A 19858-nucleotide genomic window follows, 5' to 3' on the forward strand; every position below is an offset into this window, starting at 1 on the left:
AAGCTATTTCTTAACTAAACGTTCATAATACTCCTTACACTTTTTGTAAGCCTCCGATTCAGACAATGCCATAGCATCATCAAAAGAAATACTTTCATCCATCAAGAACAATCTAACGTTCCTCTCACCAAGCTTCTGTAAGTCTCGGTTAATATAATGCGAGAATCCGATTTTTGAAGCCTTGGCAGTATTCTTTGCTTGGAAATAGAATTCATCATGCTCATCATAAAACGTTCCTTCCTCGTACACCTCGCACATCACACCTTTTTCACAAAGCTCTGTGTCGTGCTTTGTTTTGTTAAGCTCGTACACGTGAATACCAGTAATGGTATCTATCTTATCGTGACTTCTCCATCCATTCTTTGAAACCTTATAGCAATAATTTCTCATAAGCTATTTCCTTCTATATTAAACCCCAAAACAAAACCAAAGCAGACCATAAACTTTCATTTCTGCTTTCGAAAGTTGCTTAAAGCACTCAAAGTCATAGTCCTTATTTACATAAGCCCTAATTGGAGGTGCAAACTCTTTTTGCTTAACTGCTATTGTATATTCCGATTTGTGTGGAAAAACAGAATTCATATCCTCAATAACCGCACACATAACCATTCCGTTCTCTCGGACATCCGAATTACTTTCTATTTGCTGCTTTAGCTTTCCGACGGAATTATTTAGGAAAAACTCTTTAGGCGCAAAGTAAATGTAACCAAGTTTTAATTTCTCATTTTTATCCATAAGCTATTCCTCCTTATCTTTTAGTTCAACGAAATCTCCAATGCCCAAACGAGCCTTGTTGATGCAAGATGCAATCCAACCAATCAGGTAGGCAGAAGGCTCGCCGCCGTGTTCCATACCAATGTCATCCTCGATGTTATCGCAGGCATGAGAAGCTTCATGGCAACAAACCCCCATCTTCATAGAATCCTTGCTTGCAAAATTAATAAATGAACAAAGCTTCTTATCCGACTTTTCTCTAACGATATCGTAGGTTATTGCGTCAGAATTAGAAAAATCAACTTTCAAAACCTCGCCATTTCTACCTTCAAAACACTTATTAGCGTCTTCTTGGTTCATTCCAATAGCGACACATAGCATTCTTGGATAGATAACAGGGTCGTATTCGTAATATCCTTTCTTCTTCATATTTTCAACTATTTTTGTTTTGACACAATCTCGATGGCAGACAATAATGTCTTCTCACTGATACCTTTTCCACTACCAACACCATCTTTCTCTATTCTTTCAAGAGATTTCTCAATAGAGCAAAAATCATCCTGAGAATTACTTATAAAGCCATCAAGTTCTTCACTTACACTACTGATACAATCGTTGTTTTTTTTAACAATAGCTTCAAGACGACCGAAACACTTGTCGATATAATCCTTCAACCTTTCTTCATGCTCTATAATGTTTATAGAGTTTGCGATTCTTACATGTGTCCAGTTTTCTTCTACACATGCATAATAATCTCCTTTCGTATCATCATGAATCTTGGAAGACACAACTCTTAGACACACGAAATCGTCTCCATCCATTACTGCATACACACCCTCTCCTGATGGGTATAGTTCGGCTTTCGCCTTATTATCCCTACTTTCTCCTTGTATGTAAGCGACCTTTCCTAAAATATTAACTCTAATCTCCATATCTCAACTATTTAAATTTCTCGAAATAGAACTCAATAGGTCTATCAAAGTACTCTTCAATTAAACCATAAGCTAGCGACATCTTTACCTGAAAAGAAGCTTTGCCATTAAGCAGACCTTTCGCCTGTCTTGTAATCTCTGAGCGAAATTGTTCCAAACTCATATCACGCTTACGAAGATTGCAAGACCTGCAAGATGGCATATAGTTCTCCATACAGTCATCGCCATGGGAAACAACAAACTTGCCATCCTTGTCGCTCCAACGCGAGTAACACCCTCGATTCTTCGGGACGAGATGGTCAACCTGCATATCCTTATACTCAATGCTCTTGCCGCAATAAGCACAATGCCCATCGTATTTGCGATATATTTTAAGTCTATCTTCTTTTTTCATAATCATTAATTATGTAACCTACCAATATGCCACTTTGAGCAAACCTTGCACAAGTAAGGATGCCAGCCGAGTGCCTTCAGATTCGGATTCTGATTCAGGAACTCCCAAGCGTCATCCTCAGTCTCGTATGCGACCTTCGCCTTCCAGGAATGAACCTTCTTAGTCCAATGTTCTGGGCATGGTTTGAACGGCGGCACTTTATTAGGATTGTGATGTCTTCTCATAATTAAAAAGCTGTATATCTCGTTCTACGTATATCTTCTAGCCTTTCACGAGCAGAAAGCCGTCTTTCAAGCGAAGAATCGAACTTTTTGGCTATCTGCTCGAATCTGAAAACCATTAGGTCATCCTCAGAAACCTTCCACATCTTCTTCAGCCACTCGTTATTGAGGCGCTCTGTAATTTTTCTTATTCTGTCGCCGTAGAGGATTTCGAGCAGCAGCTCGTTTAAGCCTTTACTGCATTCAACATCAATGGTGAACTCACCACTGATATTTCCATACCTGAAAGAAGACATCCTATCGCCTGATTCAGCAGCCTTATCTACATACTTCTTAATAGAGCCAGATACCTCTTCTTCGTTGGAGTCCGCAGGTAGCAGCCATATTGTTGACTCTGGCGAAACAACAGCAGGAAACTGACAGTCGCCTATAAAAAACTCAAAATTACGTTCTTCTCCCATAAGCTACAAACATTTGAATGAAATACTGTTCAACGTCCTGTTCACCGCAATCTCACTCTCGTTACACATGGTCCTCATGCACTCCAGGGCATCCTCGCGAATAGCAGTCATAATCTCGCTCATCGAAGCGGTGGCCGGAACGATATTCCCGTCAGCCTTCTTCTTCGTGATACAGGAGATAATCTCCTTGATATATTCCTTGTCTATCATAGAAATCTGTTTTATAACCGTTAATCATCAGGCTGAATGAAGCTCTCCGGCTGCTTGATGTCCTCCTCACCACGCAATTTATTCTTCACGTCATTGATGAGAAGCTCCTGCTTCAGGTCAATCATCTGGGCGCCGTACACCTGATACGTCATTCCGCCCTGCGACCTCTTCTTGAAGAAGCCGTACTTGTCGCTCATATCACGCCCGAACTTCTGAATCGTAGGGATATCCTTCTCCTCGACATCGTTGGCCTTGCAGAACTCGACGAACCTCTCGTACATCTCCTTGGCAAGCATGCACTCCGAAATCTCGCCCCTCGCCTCTTGGCTGCACCTCATATCATACGCCCTTATCCAGGCATATATAGGATTGCTTCCTAGAAGAGAGATAAGCAGCTGCCTCCTGCTGCCCTCAGCTGCCGGGAACCTGTACTTCCTGCTCCTCAGCTCCATCGCGCCACGGAATATCCAGTTGAACACTCCGCTCAGCTCCTCACGGATGATCTTGTTCGCCAGCTCCGGGTCCTGCCTCTCCTTTGGAACGGTCACGTCGAAGCTCACGTACTGCAAGCGCCTGATGAATCCGAGCGAAGCATCGTCTGGGAACGGAAGTTCATTGAGGTTGAAGATGAGGTAGGGGATTGAGTTCCCCTCCAGGATATCCCTGCCGAGCTTTCTCATCGGGACGGGCTCTCCGCTCACGAGCCTCTTGAACATTCCGGTATTTTTCCTTCCGAACTTCTTCGGGTCGGAATCGGAAGACCAGTTGAAGATGGCGTTCCTTATAGGATACCTTCCCCTCATTCCCTCGTCACCGTCAGCAGTGAGGTCGGCGTAGTCCATCTTGCTTATCCTGTCCTTTCCGAATATGTTGCAGGCAACGTCGAAGATGACACTCTTTCCGTTGGCTCCCGTACCGATGAGCAGGAGACACAGCTCAATCTTCGATGATTCCTTCCCCTCGTACGGATTGTATGCAGTACCTCTCTGTATGAGACCGAGGCCGAGGAACATCTGGAGGATCATCCTCGACGTCCTGTCAGGGAGCACCTCGTGTATGAAGTTCATCCACCTGTCACACCTCGCCCTCGGATTGTAGTCGTAGGGATGGTAGTACGTAACATGGTAGTCGGGAGAGAACGGCATCACGTTCGGATACTTCAGTCCGCTGCCGAAGTCAACAACTCCGTTGGCGAATGCAACGATATCGAAGGTCGGTCTCAGTATGTTGTAGCACTCTATCACCTCCATGAACGACTTGTTCATCACCGTACTTATGCCTAGCATCGGAGCCATGGCCAGGTCGAGGAGCAACAGCTGGTAAGCCTGCTCCAGTACGATCTTCGGAACAGCTTCGTATATCTTGCCGTTGAACATGTAGTACGAACCGCCATAGTACTTCACCGGAGCCTTCTTCGCCAGACGTCTCATTGACCTGATGAAATTAGACTTCAGCTTGTTGTACTTCTCAGAGTTCGCCTTACCCCAGTCCTGACAACGGAGCTCTTCGAATCCGTACTCGTCATGCCTCGAAAGGTCCAGCAGCTGAGCGTGCAATGTGTCTATAGCAATACCATTTTCCATTTATGTACAATAATAATATTAATTTTCCGTTATTGTGTAGGATTACCCCCGATAAACAGGGACTTTCTGACGGATAACACGTGTCAGCTCGTCCTTACAACATGTCGACTATAAAATATCGACAATACAAAGATAAGGAAAATATCCTGAATATACGCTAAAACACTAGTATATAAAGGGTATAAATATACATTTTAGATATACATGAAATGAATATTAGATATACATTTATGGTTTTGCTCACCAATATAGAAGTTAATGTTGTCAAATGTTAAAAATAGGTAGATGAATGAATATGCATAAATATATTTTCGGTAGCAAAAGTAATTAAACCTTACAAGTAGGTTGAAAAATCGGAAGAAAAAATTTTTAGATGAGGTGACTACCGCGCTGATTTATGGCTATTTAGGGGGTGTGGGGGTCTGTTTTGAAAAGATAGGACAATATATGTTAGTTTACACTATATAAAACATCAAAATATCGCTTTTTTTGACAATTCAAAATTGTTGGTTTATATTATCCTAAAATTCTTGTAACCGCCTAATAATCAGCTATTTAACTTGTATTTTATTTTCATACATTTGCATATTATTCCACCCTTATTTTACTAGCATAAACTAACATAAAAATACTATAGTGTACAATATACACTAACTAACTTACTATCTATCAGCTTGTTATGTAATTTTGCCTATTTACTAGAATTTACCCATATTTTGTTATATGTTATTACCTTATAAATGCTATATAACATATTATTTGTTGTATGTATTTATCATTTTTGATATGTTATAAAACATATATTTTGTTATATATTATTTTGCAATACGTTTCTGTAATAGTAAAACAGAAAACAATCCAAAGAAAGATAAATACAAAGATAAGATAAAAAACAATATTATATAATATTAAACTGGTTAGTGCACCGATATTGTACACACAATATGAGAAAAGAGTACAAAGATAGAAGACCATATTTTGCAATACGTATTACATTTTTTGTTTTTGATGATATATAGCCAAATTTGCTTTTTGAGAGGGCTTAAATCTGCATACCTTATTTCTAGTAAGGAACACTATTAAAAAGCCCTTAAACGGCAAATAAAGGGCGTTTTAGCTATATTCCATATTAGAAGACTATAAAACGCAAACGCACCTAAATACAAGTAGGTTGTAAAAGAGTTAAAAAAGCATAAACCAACAAATATTTTCGGAATTATTTACAAGGGTTTAAAAGATTGTTTGTACCTTTGCAGCAGCTATTGAAAGATAGCCTAAAACTACATATAGGGGTATATGTAGCCGTGCGAGTCGGCACAACATATTGAAACAATTCATATAATTAATGCCCGATTGCAAGGGGTTTAAATAAGTGCTAGAAATTATTATGAAGACAAATGAGCAAATCGAGAGTGCAATTATTTCTAAGTTTGCTGATGATGTTTTAGGTGTTTCAGCAATTAAAGAGGAACACGTTAACAATCAGTTGGCAGTTTCTGACAGTGATTTGGCAATTGCAGCAGCTAAGAAAGCAGCAGCGGCAGCAGCTTATAAATCAGCTGAAAATGAGTACCTTTTGCGCACCAATTTAGGAGATATACAGACAAATATCCTACAAAGAGCGGTTAGGGAATTTGCAGAGCTTAAAGAGGATTTCGATTTCCTCGTATGGGTCGCAAAAAATCATAAGCTACAATTAGTTTCTGAAATTTGCACAGATACAGAAACCCGTTTAATGAGTTTTCTTAACAATACGTATGCGGTATATATCAGCGGCAAAAATGCAGCGAGAAAAGCAGCGAACGAGAAAAAAGCAGCAAAAGCAGCAGCAAAGGCGAGACTCGAAAATGCAGATACCAGTGTACTTTCTGATAGCGAGTTTGAAAAAATGGTCGCAAAAATGAGAGCAGACCGTGAAAAAGCAAAGAAAGCAGCAACAAAGTAACAATAAATAAGGTAGTGGGATTTTTCCACTACCTTATTTTTTCGTACCTATATTCTAGAAAGATTTTTCTAGAATATTTTTTTTAGATTTATTTTTCAGAATTGTTTCAATATAAATTTTCCCTACATTATTTTTCAATACCTTTTCGTGGTATGTAGGATAAACACAATTTTTAATTGTGGCTAAAATTGAAAACGTAACTTGTAAGCTAGATTTTCAAGCGGAAAATCTAACGAAACATACGAAATATTTTTTAGGCGGCACAACTGGGGTGGTCATCCTCAGACGTACCAACTACCGGCGGCGAGCGGTGTCTCTCCGTGATACGTGAAACAGAATATAAGAGACTGAGATTTCTGTGGAGCGTATCACCGGAGCGGACACAGGGAGCACAGGCACAGGAGCGAGGCGGTTAAACGACCTTGCGAGGATTGAAGGCTAACCGACGGCAAGGGTACGGATGGAGACAGAACGAAAGTTGTGCGATACGGGCGCAGTGTGATTATAAGGCGTACCGGGAGAAACTATGAAAAATCATAATTCATATTCTATCCCGTTGGCTGCGGGTTAAGGGATACGAGATATCCTGAAAGGCTGCGTGTTGGATGGCACGTGGAGTGGTTTCCGTTGCAGGGATTTTCCTGCACATCATATTCGCCCAGAGTTTTAAAAGTGTGGGCTGGCGAATATAAAACACACTTTCTGAAAGCGGTTGCTTGTCATCCGTGCGAGATTTATCTCCTCAGAAATAAACAAGCTGCTGGCAGAAGCATAAAATCTGTAGGGTGTGAGCCACGTAGTTAAGACGATAAAGATAAAACGTGGTGCAAAGATGCACATCCTGGCTAAATCGGGGCGGGGAGAAATCTCCGCTCTACAATTACAAACCATTTAAACATATAGATTATGATACAGAATTTTGATTGCAGAGGACAGAGAATGATGGAGAGAATTATTGCAGACAGACAGACCATCTACAATCGTGTAGAGTTTATCTCGTGGCACAATAATACTCTAGCTCTGTTTCTAGCCTAAAATCCGTAGCCAGTACGATAATTGTCGTGTGTGGCTACGGAACAATTACCAATAAAATTAGAATTATGAAAGCAAGACAGATTATTTATTCAAGTACGATAATTGTGCTTGGATTTATTCAGAGTGTGCCGGCATTAATCATGCTAGCAAGTACGAATATTATCGTAATTCTGCTTGGAATATTTTGGGGTATTCTGCTTGGAATATTCTGGAGAAGTACGATAATTGGCAGATGGTTCTTCAGGGAGCTGTGGAGATCTACACTCCGCTTGGAGAATTTCATCCTGCCTGGAGTGTGAGGAATCTAGAAAGTACGATAATTGTGCTTGGAAACATTTAGCTAAATTCTGCTTGGAGAGATCCAGGCAGTACGATAATATAACCAATTAAATTACAGAATTATGAAAGCAATTAGTAAACAGCATGTAATAGAACTGCTGAACAAAATTCAGGTGACCGGATTAGATAATTCTAGGTACAGCGTAGACGAATTCAAATCTCCTGTAATAGCAGAGAAATGGTACGGAAAAACCACCGGGCGTACGAAAATACAGCCAGGTACATATTGTGCTCTGTGGTTTAATGAAGCAGACTGCACAGACGAACCTCTCATCTCATACTGGATAGATAACACTCTTACAGAAGAGAACTTTGAGTACTTATTCGGAGATAACGGCGGCTGTATTATCCTCATCTGCTTGGATTTATTGTAGCCAAAAATGTGCTCAGGCATTTCCCTGGGCATACTATGTAGAACCATTAAACAAATTGAATTATGCAAGACAGAAAATCACAAAAGAACTTCGAACGTGCATTGCTCCACGAGATGGAGAAAATTAAAATTGCTGCACGCCAGTGGCACAACAACAATACCAGAGGCTACAGAGATTATCGTAGCAAGGAGGCTATCTCCAATAGTTTCTCTGAGATTGCTATATTGTGCATGAGCTAAAAAATGTGCGTGGCGATTGTCACGCATACTATTCACCAATATTTTAGATTATGAAGAAGTTAGAAAATCCCAAGTGGGAAGAGTGCAGAGATTATCTGCGCAACACGATCCTGCCTAGATTGCAAGAGATTCAGCGTGATTTGTTCGGTGACGAGTTTCTAGCACCGGTAGTTAGCGTTGGCGGAAATGGAGAATACGTCTCAGCGCATATTTCTGTCATGAAAGACACCAAGGTACTGAATAGCGTTTATCAGCATTTCTGTTTTTGCGATAGCCGTGAGAAGATAGATTCTCAGTACGCACAGCTCACGGAGTTTATAGAAAAGTACAAAGCCTGAAAATTGAGCGTGGCGATTGTCACGCTCTCCTACAAACCAAATATTAGAATTATGAGTAAATGGGTACAATTTTATCACAAGCTTAACAAGTTTGACCTTGTGAACATGAGATTTACGGATGAAGAAGAAACCGTAGAGATGGTGGGCATGGATTCTGTCATGCGTATCGACGGCAGATGGAATATGCCGTCCATACGCGCTGCGATACAGAAGAAAATCGAGAGGATGAAGAATTTCGATGATTTTGATCCCTGTGCATTCTCCATTCTCACCGGCAGTTCTATCCTGAATGCTTCAGAAAGTCCGGTGTACAATCTCTGAGCCAGAATTGGGCAGTACGATAATGTGCTGCCTGCTATTAACCAAAACAGAATATATTATGACAGCAGAAGAAAAGACTCAGCTAGAGAAGCTTGTAGAGAAGTATTTGAAAGAAGACGCGTACAAACCACGAGAATGGGGAGAGAAAGCCGCAAGGGATTTCCACAGTGCCTTAAATTGTGAGTGGCTTCAAACGTACAGCTTTAGACCAGACCCGGCGTAGTTATTTGCTACGCCTCCAATTATTAACCAAATTAAAATTAGAATTATGACAGACGGAGACAGAAGGTTCCTTGCCAGGCTCGTAGCGAGCCACAAGGCAGTTATTAGCGAGGAGTGTGCGAGAAAGAAGCTCGACAAGAGCGAGTATTACAGACGTGCCTCTCGTGCGGACAAGAAAGCTCAGGAGATTGAGCGTGCGTACATGCGTCCTAGAAGATTTTAGCCAACATTCTGTGCAGCCTATCTGCACAGAAACCATGTTTAACCAAAAATACAATAGATATGGAGTATATTAAGAGGACAGAGAACAATACGCGCGTTGACGTGTATTTCGATGGAGAAAAGTATGTATTCATCAACGCATTCCACGGATGTGTGGCAGTTGCGAGAAGAGAAGGACTCGTTGAGTTCACTAATGACGGATACAAGGCTCACGTCAAGTTCAAGGTCGAGAAAACGAGATGCACCATCAGTAAGAGAACTATAGATGGCGTCATCTATAAGATGGAGAACAGATACATGAGCACTGTCGTTGAGTATGAATGGAAGGAGGTTGACAGAGATGACTTGCCTTATGCCGTGAGCGTGAAAGTAGAGGAGCGTTAAGCCAAAAATCCTGCGTGGAGACACGTAGGAGCTATTATTAACTAAATATTCAAAGGATATGAAAGAAAGTATTGAGGCTATGCTGTGGGATTTCATTATTGATAACAATATCGCCACAGAGGACGAGGTTAGACTTGTCACGGATATAAATGGCTTGAACGAGGAAACGATGACAGACATTATTTATGCCAAGACAGGACTACGAAGTTACGAGCAGTGTAAAGATGAAGGCTACTCCGGCACAGATGAGCTTGACAGCTATTATTGTCTTGACGAAGACGAAGAAGACAATGAAGAAGAGGATGAAGATGAAGAAGAGTAGTATTTGCCTAAAAAGGTGCGCCCATGTCTGAGCGTGCCTTCTATTGTTTAACCAAGATAAATTATTTGAATTATGGCGAATAAATATCAGATCACAAACCAGAAGCAGCTTCGTGAAGCATTCTGGCAGTTTTGCGACGAGTGTGGTATCGACTACACAGGTAAGAAGACAAAGTTCAACCTTGACTTGAACATGACTTTCAATGACTGGAAGGACGGGCTACAGAAAGATGGTGTGATAAGCGACAAGCTTTGTTTCAGAGCACTTCTGTATTAAGCCAAACCAATCCTCACTCCCACGGGTGGGGATTTCTATTAACCAAAAAGATTGAAATATGAAGAAAATTGAGATTACGAGAACTGGCATGGGCGAGAAATGCCCATACCCGAGGTTCAGCAAATTACTGGCAAAAGGCTACATAATGTGCCATCGCTGCAAGTATTGTGCTGAAATTATCAGTGAGACAGAAATAATGTGTAACTATAATTAATCTATAATTATGAGTGAATTAGAGAAAATCCTGAATGACGATTTGCTGAAGTGTGAAATCGTTGAGTCTGCAGAGAACGAGGCAAGACGTGTGGATCTTATTAAGTGGACGCATGACAATACATTCTCAGTAGCTGAGGTGAATAAGGATACCGGCAAACTAGAGGTTACAGATGTTCCTGGGACAGATGAGCTTGAAGCATACAAGCATTTCTACAGAAAATGTGGCGATATCGCCATAATTAGCTAAAACTCCCCACGATAATGTGGGGAACCATTACGAACCAATTAAATAACAGAATTATGGCAAAGAAAGTTTATGCTCTCTATCGCACAGACAAATGGCATACATACGTAAGTCGCGAATTACTTGTTGTAGCAGGTAGTATCAGGAGATGCTGTAAGGTAGCCAAGGACGATGGAGCGACAAAAGAGCAGATTGAGGATTTGCGCGGTTACCGCCATCAATCCCAGTGTACCAACGAAACCGATTACGAGTACGACATTGACACGTACACGCTCAACGAGAGTTTAATCAGCTAAAATCCCTCTTCGGAGGGAACCATTATGAACCATTAAACAGATGAATTATGGAAAAGAATATTGTAGAAGTTGTTATGAACAACAAGGGTGAAGTTATCGAGAAAGTAGCCGATTATATCGGTGTTGAAAGCCTCGCCAAGGTAATTGAGGGCCTCTATCGTGAGTGTCTGGAGGAATTCGATGACGCAGAAGATCTGGAAGAATACATTGCAGATGTGCTCAGTGAGAATATCCAGTCCCTTGCATGGGAGTTTACTCACAAGGTAAACAGAGAGATGAAGAAATATCTCCATCTTGACGACCAGCGCATGGATGGAAATTTTGCCAATCTGTACAACGATTATCCCAGACACGTTACAGGTACGTTCTGGGCGACGGACTACGATGGCGACGATTACTACGATTTGTACCCTCAGATGGTTGCCCGTCTTGATGCCGCAGAGGACAGCGAGCAGGCTAGCAAGGACAGAGAGTACCTCGAAGAATGGTATTTTAAAGCGTTCGGTACGTACAACATCAAGTACAATTTCTCCAACGAGCTTGAAGAGATTCACTACATGATGGAGGAAGCTTACGAGGAAGCCTAACAATATCCCCTAGCATGGGGATATTCAATGTTAAACCATTTAAATGATATTAGATATGAGTTACGAATTTGCAAAGAAAGAAATCGGCGATTACAGAATCACCATTTATCAGGATGAGAATGCCGAATGCCCTTGCTCTGCATGGGATTTGGCAGGCGTATATCTTTGGGAGTATTCCGGCGTATTGAGTTCTGCTTGTAACTGGGAGAAAGTTCTCGGTAGAAGCAGCCATAGCCTGGAAGAAGCCCTGAGAGTACTGGTATGCGAGTATGTTCCACAAAAGAAGATTATCAAGTATATCAATAGTATGTTTCATTGCGATTATCTGTATCTCGAATACGACAAGTCGTGCCACATGTGGAGTTTTGAAAGAAAATCAAGATTCAGCATCGGCAAGAACGAGTGGTACAACATCAGAGATTTCACTCCTTACGAGCTGAAGAACGAGGATGTTAGGGATGAGCTTACAGAAGAGCTTGAAAAGGATGATTTCATTAATCTCCTGGAAGACTGCAAGGATATAGCTTTCTACGAGTGGGCTTCTTCTGGTTATTCTCAGGGAGATTACGTCGAAGGTGTCGCATATTGTGACAAAGAGCGATTTGAAAAGATGGTAGATACAAATACCAAGAACTGGAAGAATCGTGCCATCGAGCTGTTTGAGAGCGAAGTCAAGAATATTGGTATGTGGATGTGGGGTGACGTAAAAAGTTACGTCCTAGAAAAGAAACGCCCGTATACAAAATTGTACGAAGATGGTAAATCTTCTGATTCCTACGAGTGGGAGCTGGTTGATTCTTGTAGCGGAGAGTACTACGATGACGCTGATGACCTCATCGAAGAGGTTATCAAAGAACACGGCTTACAGCCGAAAGATGCAGCCTAACCAAGGGGAGCTTGCATGCTCCTCTTCCATTAACCAATCAAATAAGAATTATGGGAAAGATTACAATTTCACAGAAGGGAAGTAGGACAATCTACAGAGTGAACAGAAGAATCGTGTGCTATCGTGACGGGCACAAGTATTGTATGGGCAAGCCATCATCTGGCAGCACCCATATCGAGTTTGATGCCTTGTCCGAGAATATCGCACACGAGAGATGTATGGAGATTTGTGAGCGCAGAATCTATGCAGAGATGAAATATCAGAATCCCGTCGCATACAACGCCCACAGAGTATTGAGCGCATTAGCCTAAAAGATAGCCTCCGGGCTATCACCATTAACCAATTAAGTAAGGAGAATTATGAAGAGATATTACGTATCAGTCACAGAGACTTTAAACAAGGTAGTGAGTGTTGATGCCGAGAGCGAGAAAGAAGCTAAGCAGAAAGTTCAGGAGGCCTATGATAATAGCGATATTATTCTCGGCTCTGATAATTTTGCGGGCGAGACGATAGAAATCGAAGAAGATGACCAGTATTACAAATCTACCGACAACGAGTATGACGGATATTATCAGCACATCGACTAGCCAAACGGGGAGAGTAATCTCCCTACCAATAACCAAAAATATTAGAGATATGAAGAAAATCGAGGTAGGAATGAGAGTGTACTGTGATATACATTCTCAGTCAGAGGAGCACATCGTGACTCACGTTTCAGAGAAAAGAGGATTCGCAGGGATTGATAATGAATACTGGTGGCCCATAGACCAGTGCTTCCCTTGCGATGAAGTAACATTGCCGAAAAAGCGCAGCTAAGGACTGCGCACAATAACCAAAACATTACGAATATGACAGAAAAAGAAAGAATTGTAGATGCCATCGTATGGCACGTGAACTACAGACTTGGTAACAATGGGGAAATGTACGTGATAAACGGAAAGCTTGCATGGGTTGGAATACAACACAAGAACGATGCCGACTTATCCTTCCTCGAAAGCATTGGTATCTCGATACCTCCATACTACGAGGAAAAGCATTGGTTTAGAGATAAGTCTGATTTCGACCTATTCCTCAATAACGAAATCTTCAAAAAGGTATGTGAGGATTTTGCAGCCAACAAGCACGCCTAAAAAGAGAGGGTAGCTCCCTCTCACAATAACCAAAACAAGAAGAATTATGAATGAAGACAGAATCCTAGAGATGTTCTTCGAAAAAGCCAGATGGCAGTACGCTATCGAAAAAGGCTTGTTCAAGGACATGAACAAAGCAGTAATGTATCAGCTTACAACACCAGAGGCTCGTCTGGCTATGTATCAGAGGATCAAGAGCGGTAATTACAAGATAATGCCGCCACACACAGCCAAGATTCCGAAAGACAACGGAGATTTCCGTACGGTCTATGTGAATGAACCTGTAGACAGAATCCTACTGAGCATAGCAAACGACCTCTTGTTCGAGCTGATGCCAGAGATGGTGCATCCACGCTGCACGTCGTACCAGAAAGGTATCGGCTGCGGTCGTGTGGTGCAAGAAGTGTCTCGGATAATATACTCGGCAGATGGTAAAATCATCGGGTGGAAAGGCGACTTCTCCAAGTACTTCGATTCCGTGCCTATTCGATTCATCGACTGGGCATTCGACAAGGTAGAGGAAAAGTACGGAAAGTCTGCACTGATAGATGTCATTCGTGACTACTATCATACAGACATATATTTCGATGAAGACAATAACCTCTGCGAGAAGTATCAGTCCCTCAAGCAGGGATGCTCTGTTGCTGCATGGCTGGCTGATGTTATTCTCTTCCATCTTGACGACAAGCTGTCTAAGCTTAACGGATATTACGTCCGCTATTCAGATGATACGCTGTTTGTCGGTGAAGACTATGAGAAAGCCATGGATATTATGAAGAGCGAACTGGAGATGATGCAGATGACGCTCAATCCGAAGAAGGTTGAGTATCTTGACGCTAATCACTGGTTCAAGTTCCTCGGATATTCCATCAAGGGTCACAATATCTCTCTGTCGTCCACACGTATCAAGACCTTCCAGAAGGAGATTGAGAAAAGGACTATAAAGAAGCGTGACACTACGATGACGAAAGCTATCAATGCAGTAAACAGATATCTCTACAAGGGGTACTGCGATTATTCCTGGGCTACTCAGGTTCTTCCGGTCATTAACGTGAAAGAAGACATCGACAAACTCAACACCTTCGTTATGGACTGCATCCGTGCGGTCAAGACAGGCAAGAGAAAGGTCGGTGGTCTCGGATACGTAAAGACTCAGGCTATCGGTTGTATAGACCGAGGTCGTGGCAGGAACGTGAAAGCCAACAGGAGTAAGACAGAGAGCGAAATCAAGGGGTATCTATCGATAGGTTGTGCTCAGAATGCCTTGCGAACGAGCAGGGCTGCGTACAACACATTGGTGAATACCCTGTAGATGAGCACCTAGCGCAAGGAACTGCCGGGATGAAGAAGAATGTTTTAAACATCCGGTCTCGAAGATCGCGGGCCTATCTCCGAATCAGAGATGGTCCTGCGATCCTCTCCACCAGGATATTATCATGCTGATATAGCTATGCGCAGTATCTTCTGACCGGCAGACTCTGTAACCGAGCATACGGACGTGGAAGAAGGACGGACGGATTAAGGCAACGCCTCTATAACATCATCTGAGGGGACCGAGTAGTCCAAGTTTGCAACTTGAGACTCCTCGGGACTCCTCGTATGACGCACAAGGCGTAGCTCATCAACGAAGTACAGAAATGTGCCAGTCCGTATGACTTCCACCGGTGGCGCACACCACCACTCCCTGATGGATGGCAATGTTTAATACCACAGGTTCTCTTAACCAGAGTAGTTGATCCTGAGCGTCTTCGTATACTACTACGACGCTCAGGATCATCTATTCTGGCGAATCCTGTGTCAAATCAGAAACATAAAGTATTGTGCCGAGCCATCGGTCAGGGAATTACCCTAGCACGAGGGTAGTCTTTAAAGGAGAGTGAATTTACGAGTGATGTTGTACCTGCCGGCTAATGCTGTGAATCCACAGCGTCATCCGGCGGTTAAACATCCCTCAGATCAAGATGCTACAGCTACGTGCCACACTCTCAGATGAAGACAACGTTATTGCCAAACGAGGTACACGAGGAGGAATTCTTTATGTCGCGATCTCTGTATCAACGCGATAAGGCTGGTGATACCAGCAATCTCGCGTATTGCAAGATCCCTCAATCGTCAAGATAGAGGTAGGCAACAGACCTATGAGTGTACCTACAAACAACCAAAGTGAATTGCATCACGAACTTATCAAGAGTATGAGGTTTAATACCACGTGAGTGGAATACGGCCGTCGGTACAGATATGTATCGACGGCCGTATCCAAACACGGGGTCGAATCACGAACATATATCCATGCAACATAATACATGAGATAAGTCATGCGCATTGCAGCGATGTCTGGCAAGTTCTGAGAGTTCATCTAGCGTTTCATTGATTCTGAAGCCAAGGATGGGGAAGCATTCGCTTCCTGGATGTTGGCTTCATAACAATGACATGCCCTTAATCGAAAGCTTAAAGCAATGCAACGTGTCAGGTTGAGCCAGACTAGGTTATTGCGAGCCGAATGGTGCGCAAGGGGAATAGATTGTATAATACTGTTTCAATCATCCTGAGCATCCAGGTGATTACCTGGATCCGTCAGGACTCAAATACAGTATCAATCAAAACTATATAGTTACGCAACAGATTCTCTGAGCGCACTTCTATTAACCAATATTTCAGAATTATGAATAGCAGATTACTAAAGAAGCTTGAGGATATCAAGAAAGAGTACTGGGAATCCGAAGTTTGCATGGGCGAGATGCTTGACTCTGTGAGCGCAGACGGATTCTCTATCGAGGAGGCTCACTGGTTGTATATGCGTGCAATGGAGTGGGCGAACGGAGATAAATTCTATATCCACATCGGAGAAGACGAAGATGTACTGAGTAAGGATGAACTCGAAGAAGCCAATTTGATAGTGCTAGAATAAGCACTATCCCTATTAACCAAATATTTTGAGAATATGACATACGACGAAATTATCAATGAAGTTGAGAATGGTGCTAAGTTCACCATCAACTTTCAGAAGAGAACATGTAGAGTGAATGGCAAGGTAGTAATGTTCGAGGAAGACAAGCCGAAGGACACACCTTACCTTACACCCGAGGTAGTATTTGTTGGCATCGAGCAGAGATATGCAGCGTACAAGCACTCTGTGCCTTCGGAGCGCTCTGAATCACATCGCCGCTACTACTTCAGGGCTTTACCTGAGAAAGAGCTCTCAGACGAAGATATGATGTACGGAGAACGACGTGAGATAGCGAGATGCAAGCTGGAGCTGTACGTACTGGTCCAGCTTCTCAGAGGCAACCTCTACTGGGACGGAAGATGGGGAACATGGTTCTGGTGTTCCAAGAACGACAAGGACCTGATTATCCTCAGAGACTGGATTGAGCCAAACAAGGGTGGGGCGTAAGCCTCATCCACTAGAGTTAAATAAATTTTTAGTAACCAATTAAAATAATAGAATTATGAAGCAGATTGTAATCACTGGTGAGAACTTGAACATCGTAACTAGCAATGTAGAGGCTACAGCAGCTACCAAGAAGACCAAGGCGCAGATGCGTCTCGAAGCTCTAAAGGCAGCAGGCGTTGACGTAAGTAAGTACTTCCCTCTCGGCGACGACCAGCTTATCAAGATCGAGAATGGTGCAGCGGTTCCTGTAGACATGGACGATGCAACCATCGATGCGGTAGGCAAGCAGATTGTCGAGGGTGGATACGTAAGCAACTGGAAGTTGTTCCGCCGCTGGGTGATGTCGCAGATGTTCCACATGTTGCGAGACATGGAGAAGGACGGCAAGTCATTCAACGAGGTGTTACAGCACAATGGCTACGAGTACCAGTGGCGCATGCTTGAAAATGAGCTCTATGCTCAGATGAAGATGGCAGCCCACGGGGATCATGAGAATGCTTGTGCGAGAAACAGATGGTTCGGAGGCTTCGTCGCTGCCGATATGGCAGATGACTACATAGAGAAGCTCCGCAAGTACGTGGACGATAACCTTATCTGGAAGAGAGACGAGGACGGAAAGAAGACAAAGGCATTCAAGCATACCTGCAAAGGTAACCCTTACGTACGTCTTCAGAACGAAGATATCTTCGTTGCCGATCTTGAGAAGAAGGTATATGCCCCTCTTAGCAGCCTCGCGCGCAAGATGTACGACAGCAATACCTACGCAGAAGTGTACGATGCCGTTCACGAGTTCAACAAGAAGCGCAAGCATCTCGCATGGGATACTAAGCAGTCTGATGCCTTCATCAATGCCTACAAGGGCTCTGGTTCCTACTACACGATGAGAAACCTCATCATGTTCCACGGAGCCAGATTCTGGAAAAACGGACGGAAGATGTCAGAAGCCAACTCATTGAAGGAGCTTGAGTCTAAAGCGAAGATGTATGATGAGCAAGGATGGAGAATGCTCGGTGTTCTCAAGCAGCTCATTATAGAGAACGATATCGACATCCAGGGCAAGATTAACGAGTGGCATAAGGCTAAGGTCGAGAAGGTGATCGCCAGTAAGTAGTAAGGTTCGCCGCCTGTAGTATGGTGGCCCGGCAAAGATGTTTTACGATAGCTTCTGCAACGAAAGGATCTCCTCCAGTGCATTCACTGGAGGTAATCCTTCGAGCTAAAGCTCTCTAGATCGAACTTTTATAGTAAGGCGCCAGCCGGGAGCCATTCTAGCCAAAAGTCGGTTACTGATTCGGTAACCGATTCTATGTCAAACCAATAAATTAAGAATTATGAAAGAAATCAACGTAAATCCGAGACGATACGTAAAGGCTATCATTGAAGGAAATGATATCGTCGAGAAATCAATTCTCGATGTAATCTTTGACAAGCCGTATATCAGCAACAAATTCCATCTTGGTTTTGTTGGAGATGTACCTACAATGATAGAAATCAACGGAAACTACATGCTTATCAGAAAGCTGCATCGTTACAACCCTGTTGAATGGGGAAGGGAGATTGTCAAACGATTGACTGGGTATGCAGAAAACAACATAAATATTTGTCATACAACGCAGTATCTCGAAGAAACTATGGCAAACCCTTTAATCTACACCTTTTTCCTTGGGAACGACTTTCTCACAGTAAAACTGAACTATAATGTGGAAATAGATGTAAAATAGCCAAACAGGTCAGTCGTTAGCAGCGGCTGACTCCTTATCATATCTAGATTTTGTTTAAATGGTTCAAGCCGGTCTGTCGTGAGACACGCCGGTTTTTTGTTCCCCAAGTATTAACCAATTAAATTAGAATTATGAGTAGAAATTACTGGACATTAAACAAGGAAGGTATGAAGAATCGCCTGTCTAAGGCACAGGCAGCTTATGAGGATGCAGTAGAGAACGTCAGCGACTTGCATGTCAAGATCAGCGATGGTAATACAAAATTGGGAGCTATCCCGTCCGTGTCGCTCATTCCGGTCATGGACTGCGGTAACTGTGCAATCTGTGCGAAGAGCTGCTACGACCTCCGCAACGACTTCATCTATAAAGAGGTTATCAAGACGAGAGCCATCAACTCTGCAATCTACCACGAGGATCCAGAGCGATACTTCAAGGAGATTGACGGGTATCTCAACTACCGCTATCCTAGAGCATTCAGATTCCATATCGGCGGTGACATACAGGACAAATGGTATCTTGACAAGATGTGCGAGATTGCTCGCAAGCATAAGGATACCAAGTTCCTGGCGTTCACGAAGATGTTCGATGTGTGTAACGAGTACCTTGATGAGGGCAACGTAATCCCTGAGAACATGCATATCCTTTTCAGCGGATGGCTTGGTCTCAAGATGGACAACCGTCACGGATTTCCGGAAGCGCATCCTATCTTCGAGAGCGGAACGTCTGCTCCGGAAGGAACACTTCTATGTACCGGCAACTGTACAGAGTGTCTGAAGGAAGACAGACTATGCTGGTCTATTGGGAAAGGTCAGGCGATAGGATTCCTTGCACACTAGCTAAAATCCCTCTTCG

35 protein-coding genes are annotated in these 19858 nt (G+C 42.8%); 26 read left to right on the forward strand and 9 right to left on the reverse strand.

The features are described from left to right. Positions 1-3: 3 nt before the first annotated feature. The 9 genes from DW657_RS03975 to DW657_RS04015 are packed head-to-tail and all read right to left on the reverse strand — an operon-like array spanning position 4 to position 4515. A complete protein-coding gene (locus DW657_RS03975) occupies positions 4-390 on the reverse strand; it encodes a hypothetical protein (protein WP_118311494.1) in 387 nt (128 codons plus the stop codon). Between the two features lie 18 nt (positions 391-408). Further along, complete coding sequence (locus DW657_RS03980; RefSeq protein ID WP_118311495.1) at positions 409-735, reverse strand: hypothetical protein; 327 nt, start codon at positions 733-735, stop codon at positions 409-411. 3 nt (positions 736-738) lie between these two features. Further along, positions 739-1143, reverse strand: a complete 405-nt coding sequence (locus DW657_RS03985) for a hypothetical protein (protein ID WP_118311496.1) — start codon at positions 1141-1143, stop codon at positions 739-741. Between the two features lie 8 nt (positions 1144-1151). Beyond that, positions 1152-1646, reverse strand: a complete 495-nt coding sequence (locus DW657_RS03990; protein WP_118311497.1) for a hypothetical protein — start codon at positions 1644-1646, stop codon at positions 1152-1154. Positions 1647-1653: 7 nt separating this feature from the next. After that, positions 1654-2040 carry an HNH endonuclease gene (locus DW657_RS03995; RefSeq protein WP_158577309.1) on the reverse strand — a complete coding sequence of 129 codons (387 nt, stop codon included), beginning with the start codon at positions 2038-2040 and terminating at the stop codon, positions 1654-1656. A 5-nt stretch (positions 2041-2045) separates the two neighbouring features. After that, positions 2046-2264 carry a hypothetical protein gene (locus tag DW657_RS04000; RefSeq protein WP_118311499.1) on the reverse strand — a complete coding sequence of 73 codons (219 nt, stop codon included), beginning with the start codon at positions 2262-2264 and terminating at the stop codon, positions 2046-2048. A 2-nt stretch (positions 2265-2266) separates the two neighbouring features. After that, a complete protein-coding gene (locus DW657_RS04005) occupies positions 2267-2722 on the reverse strand; it encodes a hypothetical protein (RefSeq protein WP_118311500.1) in 456 nt (151 codons plus the stop codon). 3 nt (positions 2723-2725) lie between these two features. Continuing rightward, the gene (locus DW657_RS04010) at positions 2726-2932 is read right to left on the reverse strand and encodes a hypothetical protein (protein ID WP_118311501.1); all 207 of its coding nucleotides are present in this window, start codon (positions 2930-2932) and stop codon (positions 2726-2728) included. A gap of 20 nt (positions 2933-2952) precedes the next feature. Next, positions 2953-4515, reverse strand: coding sequence for a DUF5906 domain-containing protein (locus tag DW657_RS04015; protein WP_118311502.1), 1563 nt, complete (start codon positions 4513-4515; stop codon positions 2953-2955). Positions 4516-5902: 1387 nt separating this feature from the next. Between DW657_RS04015 and DW657_RS04020 the strand changes: the two genes are divergently transcribed. From DW657_RS04020 to DW657_RS04120, 26 genes are all read left to right on the forward strand, one after another. Beyond that, positions 5903-6460: a hypothetical protein gene (locus tag DW657_RS04020; RefSeq protein ID WP_118311503.1), complete on the forward strand. Its 558-nt coding sequence runs from the start codon at positions 5903-5905 to the stop codon at positions 6458-6460. A 906-nt stretch (positions 6461-7366) separates the two neighbouring features. After that, entirely contained in the window at positions 7367-7495 is a 129-nt protein-coding gene (locus DW657_RS18570) for a hypothetical protein (RefSeq protein ID WP_255415895.1), read from the forward strand. A gap of 65 nt (positions 7496-7560) precedes the next feature. Beyond that, positions 7561-7794: a hypothetical protein gene (locus tag DW657_RS04025; RefSeq protein ID WP_118311504.1), complete on the forward strand. Its 234-nt coding sequence runs from the start codon at positions 7561-7563 to the stop codon at positions 7792-7794. Positions 7795-7896: 102 nt separating this feature from the next. Then, complete coding sequence (locus DW657_RS04030; protein ID WP_118311505.1) at positions 7897-8208, forward strand: hypothetical protein; 312 nt, start codon at positions 7897-7899, stop codon at positions 8206-8208. Positions 8209-8270: 62 nt separating this feature from the next. Further along, positions 8271-8447, forward strand: coding sequence for a hypothetical protein (locus DW657_RS17655; RefSeq protein WP_158577310.1), 177 nt, complete (start codon positions 8271-8273; stop codon positions 8445-8447). Between the two features lie 50 nt (positions 8448-8497). Then, positions 8498-8785, forward strand: coding sequence for a hypothetical protein (locus tag DW657_RS04035; protein WP_118311506.1), 288 nt, complete (start codon positions 8498-8500; stop codon positions 8783-8785). A gap of 51 nt (positions 8786-8836) precedes the next feature. Then, positions 8837-9106, forward strand: coding sequence for a hypothetical protein (locus tag DW657_RS04040; protein ID WP_118311507.1), 270 nt, complete (start codon positions 8837-8839; stop codon positions 9104-9106). Positions 9107-9164: 58 nt separating this feature from the next. Beyond that, positions 9165-9329 (forward strand): hypothetical protein, encoded by a 165-nt coding sequence (locus DW657_RS17660; protein ID WP_158577311.1) that lies wholly within the window; start codon positions 9165-9167, stop codon positions 9327-9329. A gap of 45 nt (positions 9330-9374) precedes the next feature. Then, a complete protein-coding gene (locus DW657_RS17665) occupies positions 9375-9551 on the forward strand; it encodes a hypothetical protein (protein ID WP_158577312.1) in 177 nt (58 codons plus the stop codon). A 59-nt stretch (positions 9552-9610) separates the two neighbouring features. Continuing rightward, complete coding sequence (locus DW657_RS04045) at positions 9611-9934, forward strand: hypothetical protein (RefSeq protein WP_118311508.1); 324 nt, start codon at positions 9611-9613, stop codon at positions 9932-9934. A gap of 58 nt (positions 9935-9992) precedes the next feature. Further along, positions 9993-10256 carry a hypothetical protein gene (locus tag DW657_RS04050; RefSeq protein ID WP_118311509.1) on the forward strand — a complete coding sequence of 88 codons (264 nt, stop codon included), beginning with the start codon at positions 9993-9995 and terminating at the stop codon, positions 10254-10256. 72 nt (positions 10257-10328) lie between these two features. Further along, positions 10329-10532, forward strand: a complete 204-nt coding sequence (locus tag DW657_RS04055; RefSeq protein ID WP_118311510.1) for a hypothetical protein — start codon at positions 10329-10331, stop codon at positions 10530-10532. 223 nt (positions 10533-10755) lie between these two features. Next, positions 10756-10995 (forward strand): hypothetical protein, encoded by a 240-nt coding sequence (locus DW657_RS04060; protein ID WP_118311511.1) that lies wholly within the window; start codon positions 10756-10758, stop codon positions 10993-10995. 53 nt (positions 10996-11048) lie between these two features. Further along, positions 11049-11288: a hypothetical protein gene (locus DW657_RS04065; RefSeq protein ID WP_147381878.1), complete on the forward strand. Its 240-nt coding sequence runs from the start codon at positions 11049-11051 to the stop codon at positions 11286-11288. Positions 11289-11335: 47 nt separating this feature from the next. Continuing rightward, positions 11336-11875 (forward strand): hypothetical protein, encoded by a 540-nt coding sequence (locus DW657_RS04070; protein WP_118311513.1) that lies wholly within the window; start codon positions 11336-11338, stop codon positions 11873-11875. A gap of 55 nt (positions 11876-11930) precedes the next feature. Then, positions 11931-12761, forward strand: a complete 831-nt coding sequence (locus DW657_RS04075; protein WP_118311514.1) for a hypothetical protein — start codon at positions 11931-11933, stop codon at positions 12759-12761. Positions 12762-12811: 50 nt separating this feature from the next. Continuing rightward, complete coding sequence (locus DW657_RS04080; protein ID WP_118311515.1) at positions 12812-13072, forward strand: hypothetical protein; 261 nt, start codon at positions 12812-12814, stop codon at positions 13070-13072. Positions 13073-13120: 48 nt separating this feature from the next. After that, positions 13121-13348, forward strand: coding sequence for a DpnD/PcfM family protein (locus DW657_RS04085; protein ID WP_118311516.1), 228 nt, complete (start codon positions 13121-13123; stop codon positions 13346-13348). 49 nt (positions 13349-13397) lie between these two features. Next, positions 13398-13577 carry a hypothetical protein gene (locus tag DW657_RS17560; RefSeq protein ID WP_147381879.1) on the forward strand — a complete coding sequence of 60 codons (180 nt, stop codon included), beginning with the start codon at positions 13398-13400 and terminating at the stop codon, positions 13575-13577. 32 nt (positions 13578-13609) lie between these two features. Next, a complete protein-coding gene (locus tag DW657_RS04090; RefSeq protein ID WP_118311517.1) occupies positions 13610-13891 on the forward strand; it encodes a hypothetical protein in 282 nt (93 codons plus the stop codon). 46 nt (positions 13892-13937) lie between these two features. Then, positions 13938-15203 (forward strand): RNA-directed DNA polymerase, encoded by a 1266-nt coding sequence (locus tag DW657_RS04095; RefSeq protein ID WP_118311518.1) that lies wholly within the window; start codon positions 13938-13940, stop codon positions 15201-15203. Between the two features lie 1350 nt (positions 15204-16553). Further along, positions 16554-16799 carry a hypothetical protein gene (locus DW657_RS04100; protein WP_118311519.1) on the forward strand — a complete coding sequence of 82 codons (246 nt, stop codon included), beginning with the start codon at positions 16554-16556 and terminating at the stop codon, positions 16797-16799. A gap of 33 nt (positions 16800-16832) precedes the next feature. Continuing rightward, positions 16833-17285, forward strand: a complete 453-nt coding sequence (locus DW657_RS04105) for a hypothetical protein (protein WP_118311520.1) — start codon at positions 16833-16835, stop codon at positions 17283-17285. 55 nt (positions 17286-17340) lie between these two features. Continuing rightward, on the forward strand, positions 17341-18396 hold the full coding sequence (locus DW657_RS04110; RefSeq protein ID WP_118311521.1) for a ubiquitin carboxyl-hydrolase: 1056 nt from the start codon (positions 17341-17343) through the stop codon (positions 18394-18396). Between the two features lie 220 nt (positions 18397-18616). Then, a complete protein-coding gene (locus DW657_RS04115; protein WP_118311522.1) occupies positions 18617-19006 on the forward strand; it encodes a hypothetical protein in 390 nt (129 codons plus the stop codon). 131 nt (positions 19007-19137) lie between these two features. Next, positions 19138-19842, forward strand: a complete 705-nt coding sequence (locus DW657_RS04120) for a hypothetical protein (protein ID WP_147381880.1) — start codon at positions 19138-19140, stop codon at positions 19840-19842. The last annotated feature ends 16 nt before the right edge of the window (positions 19843-19858 follow it).

The sequence above is a fragment of the Prevotella sp. AM23-5 genome (genome assembly GCF_003473645.1).
GTDB classification, from domain to species: domain Bacteria; phylum Bacteroidota; class Bacteroidia; order Bacteroidales; family Bacteroidaceae; genus Prevotella; species Prevotella copri_A.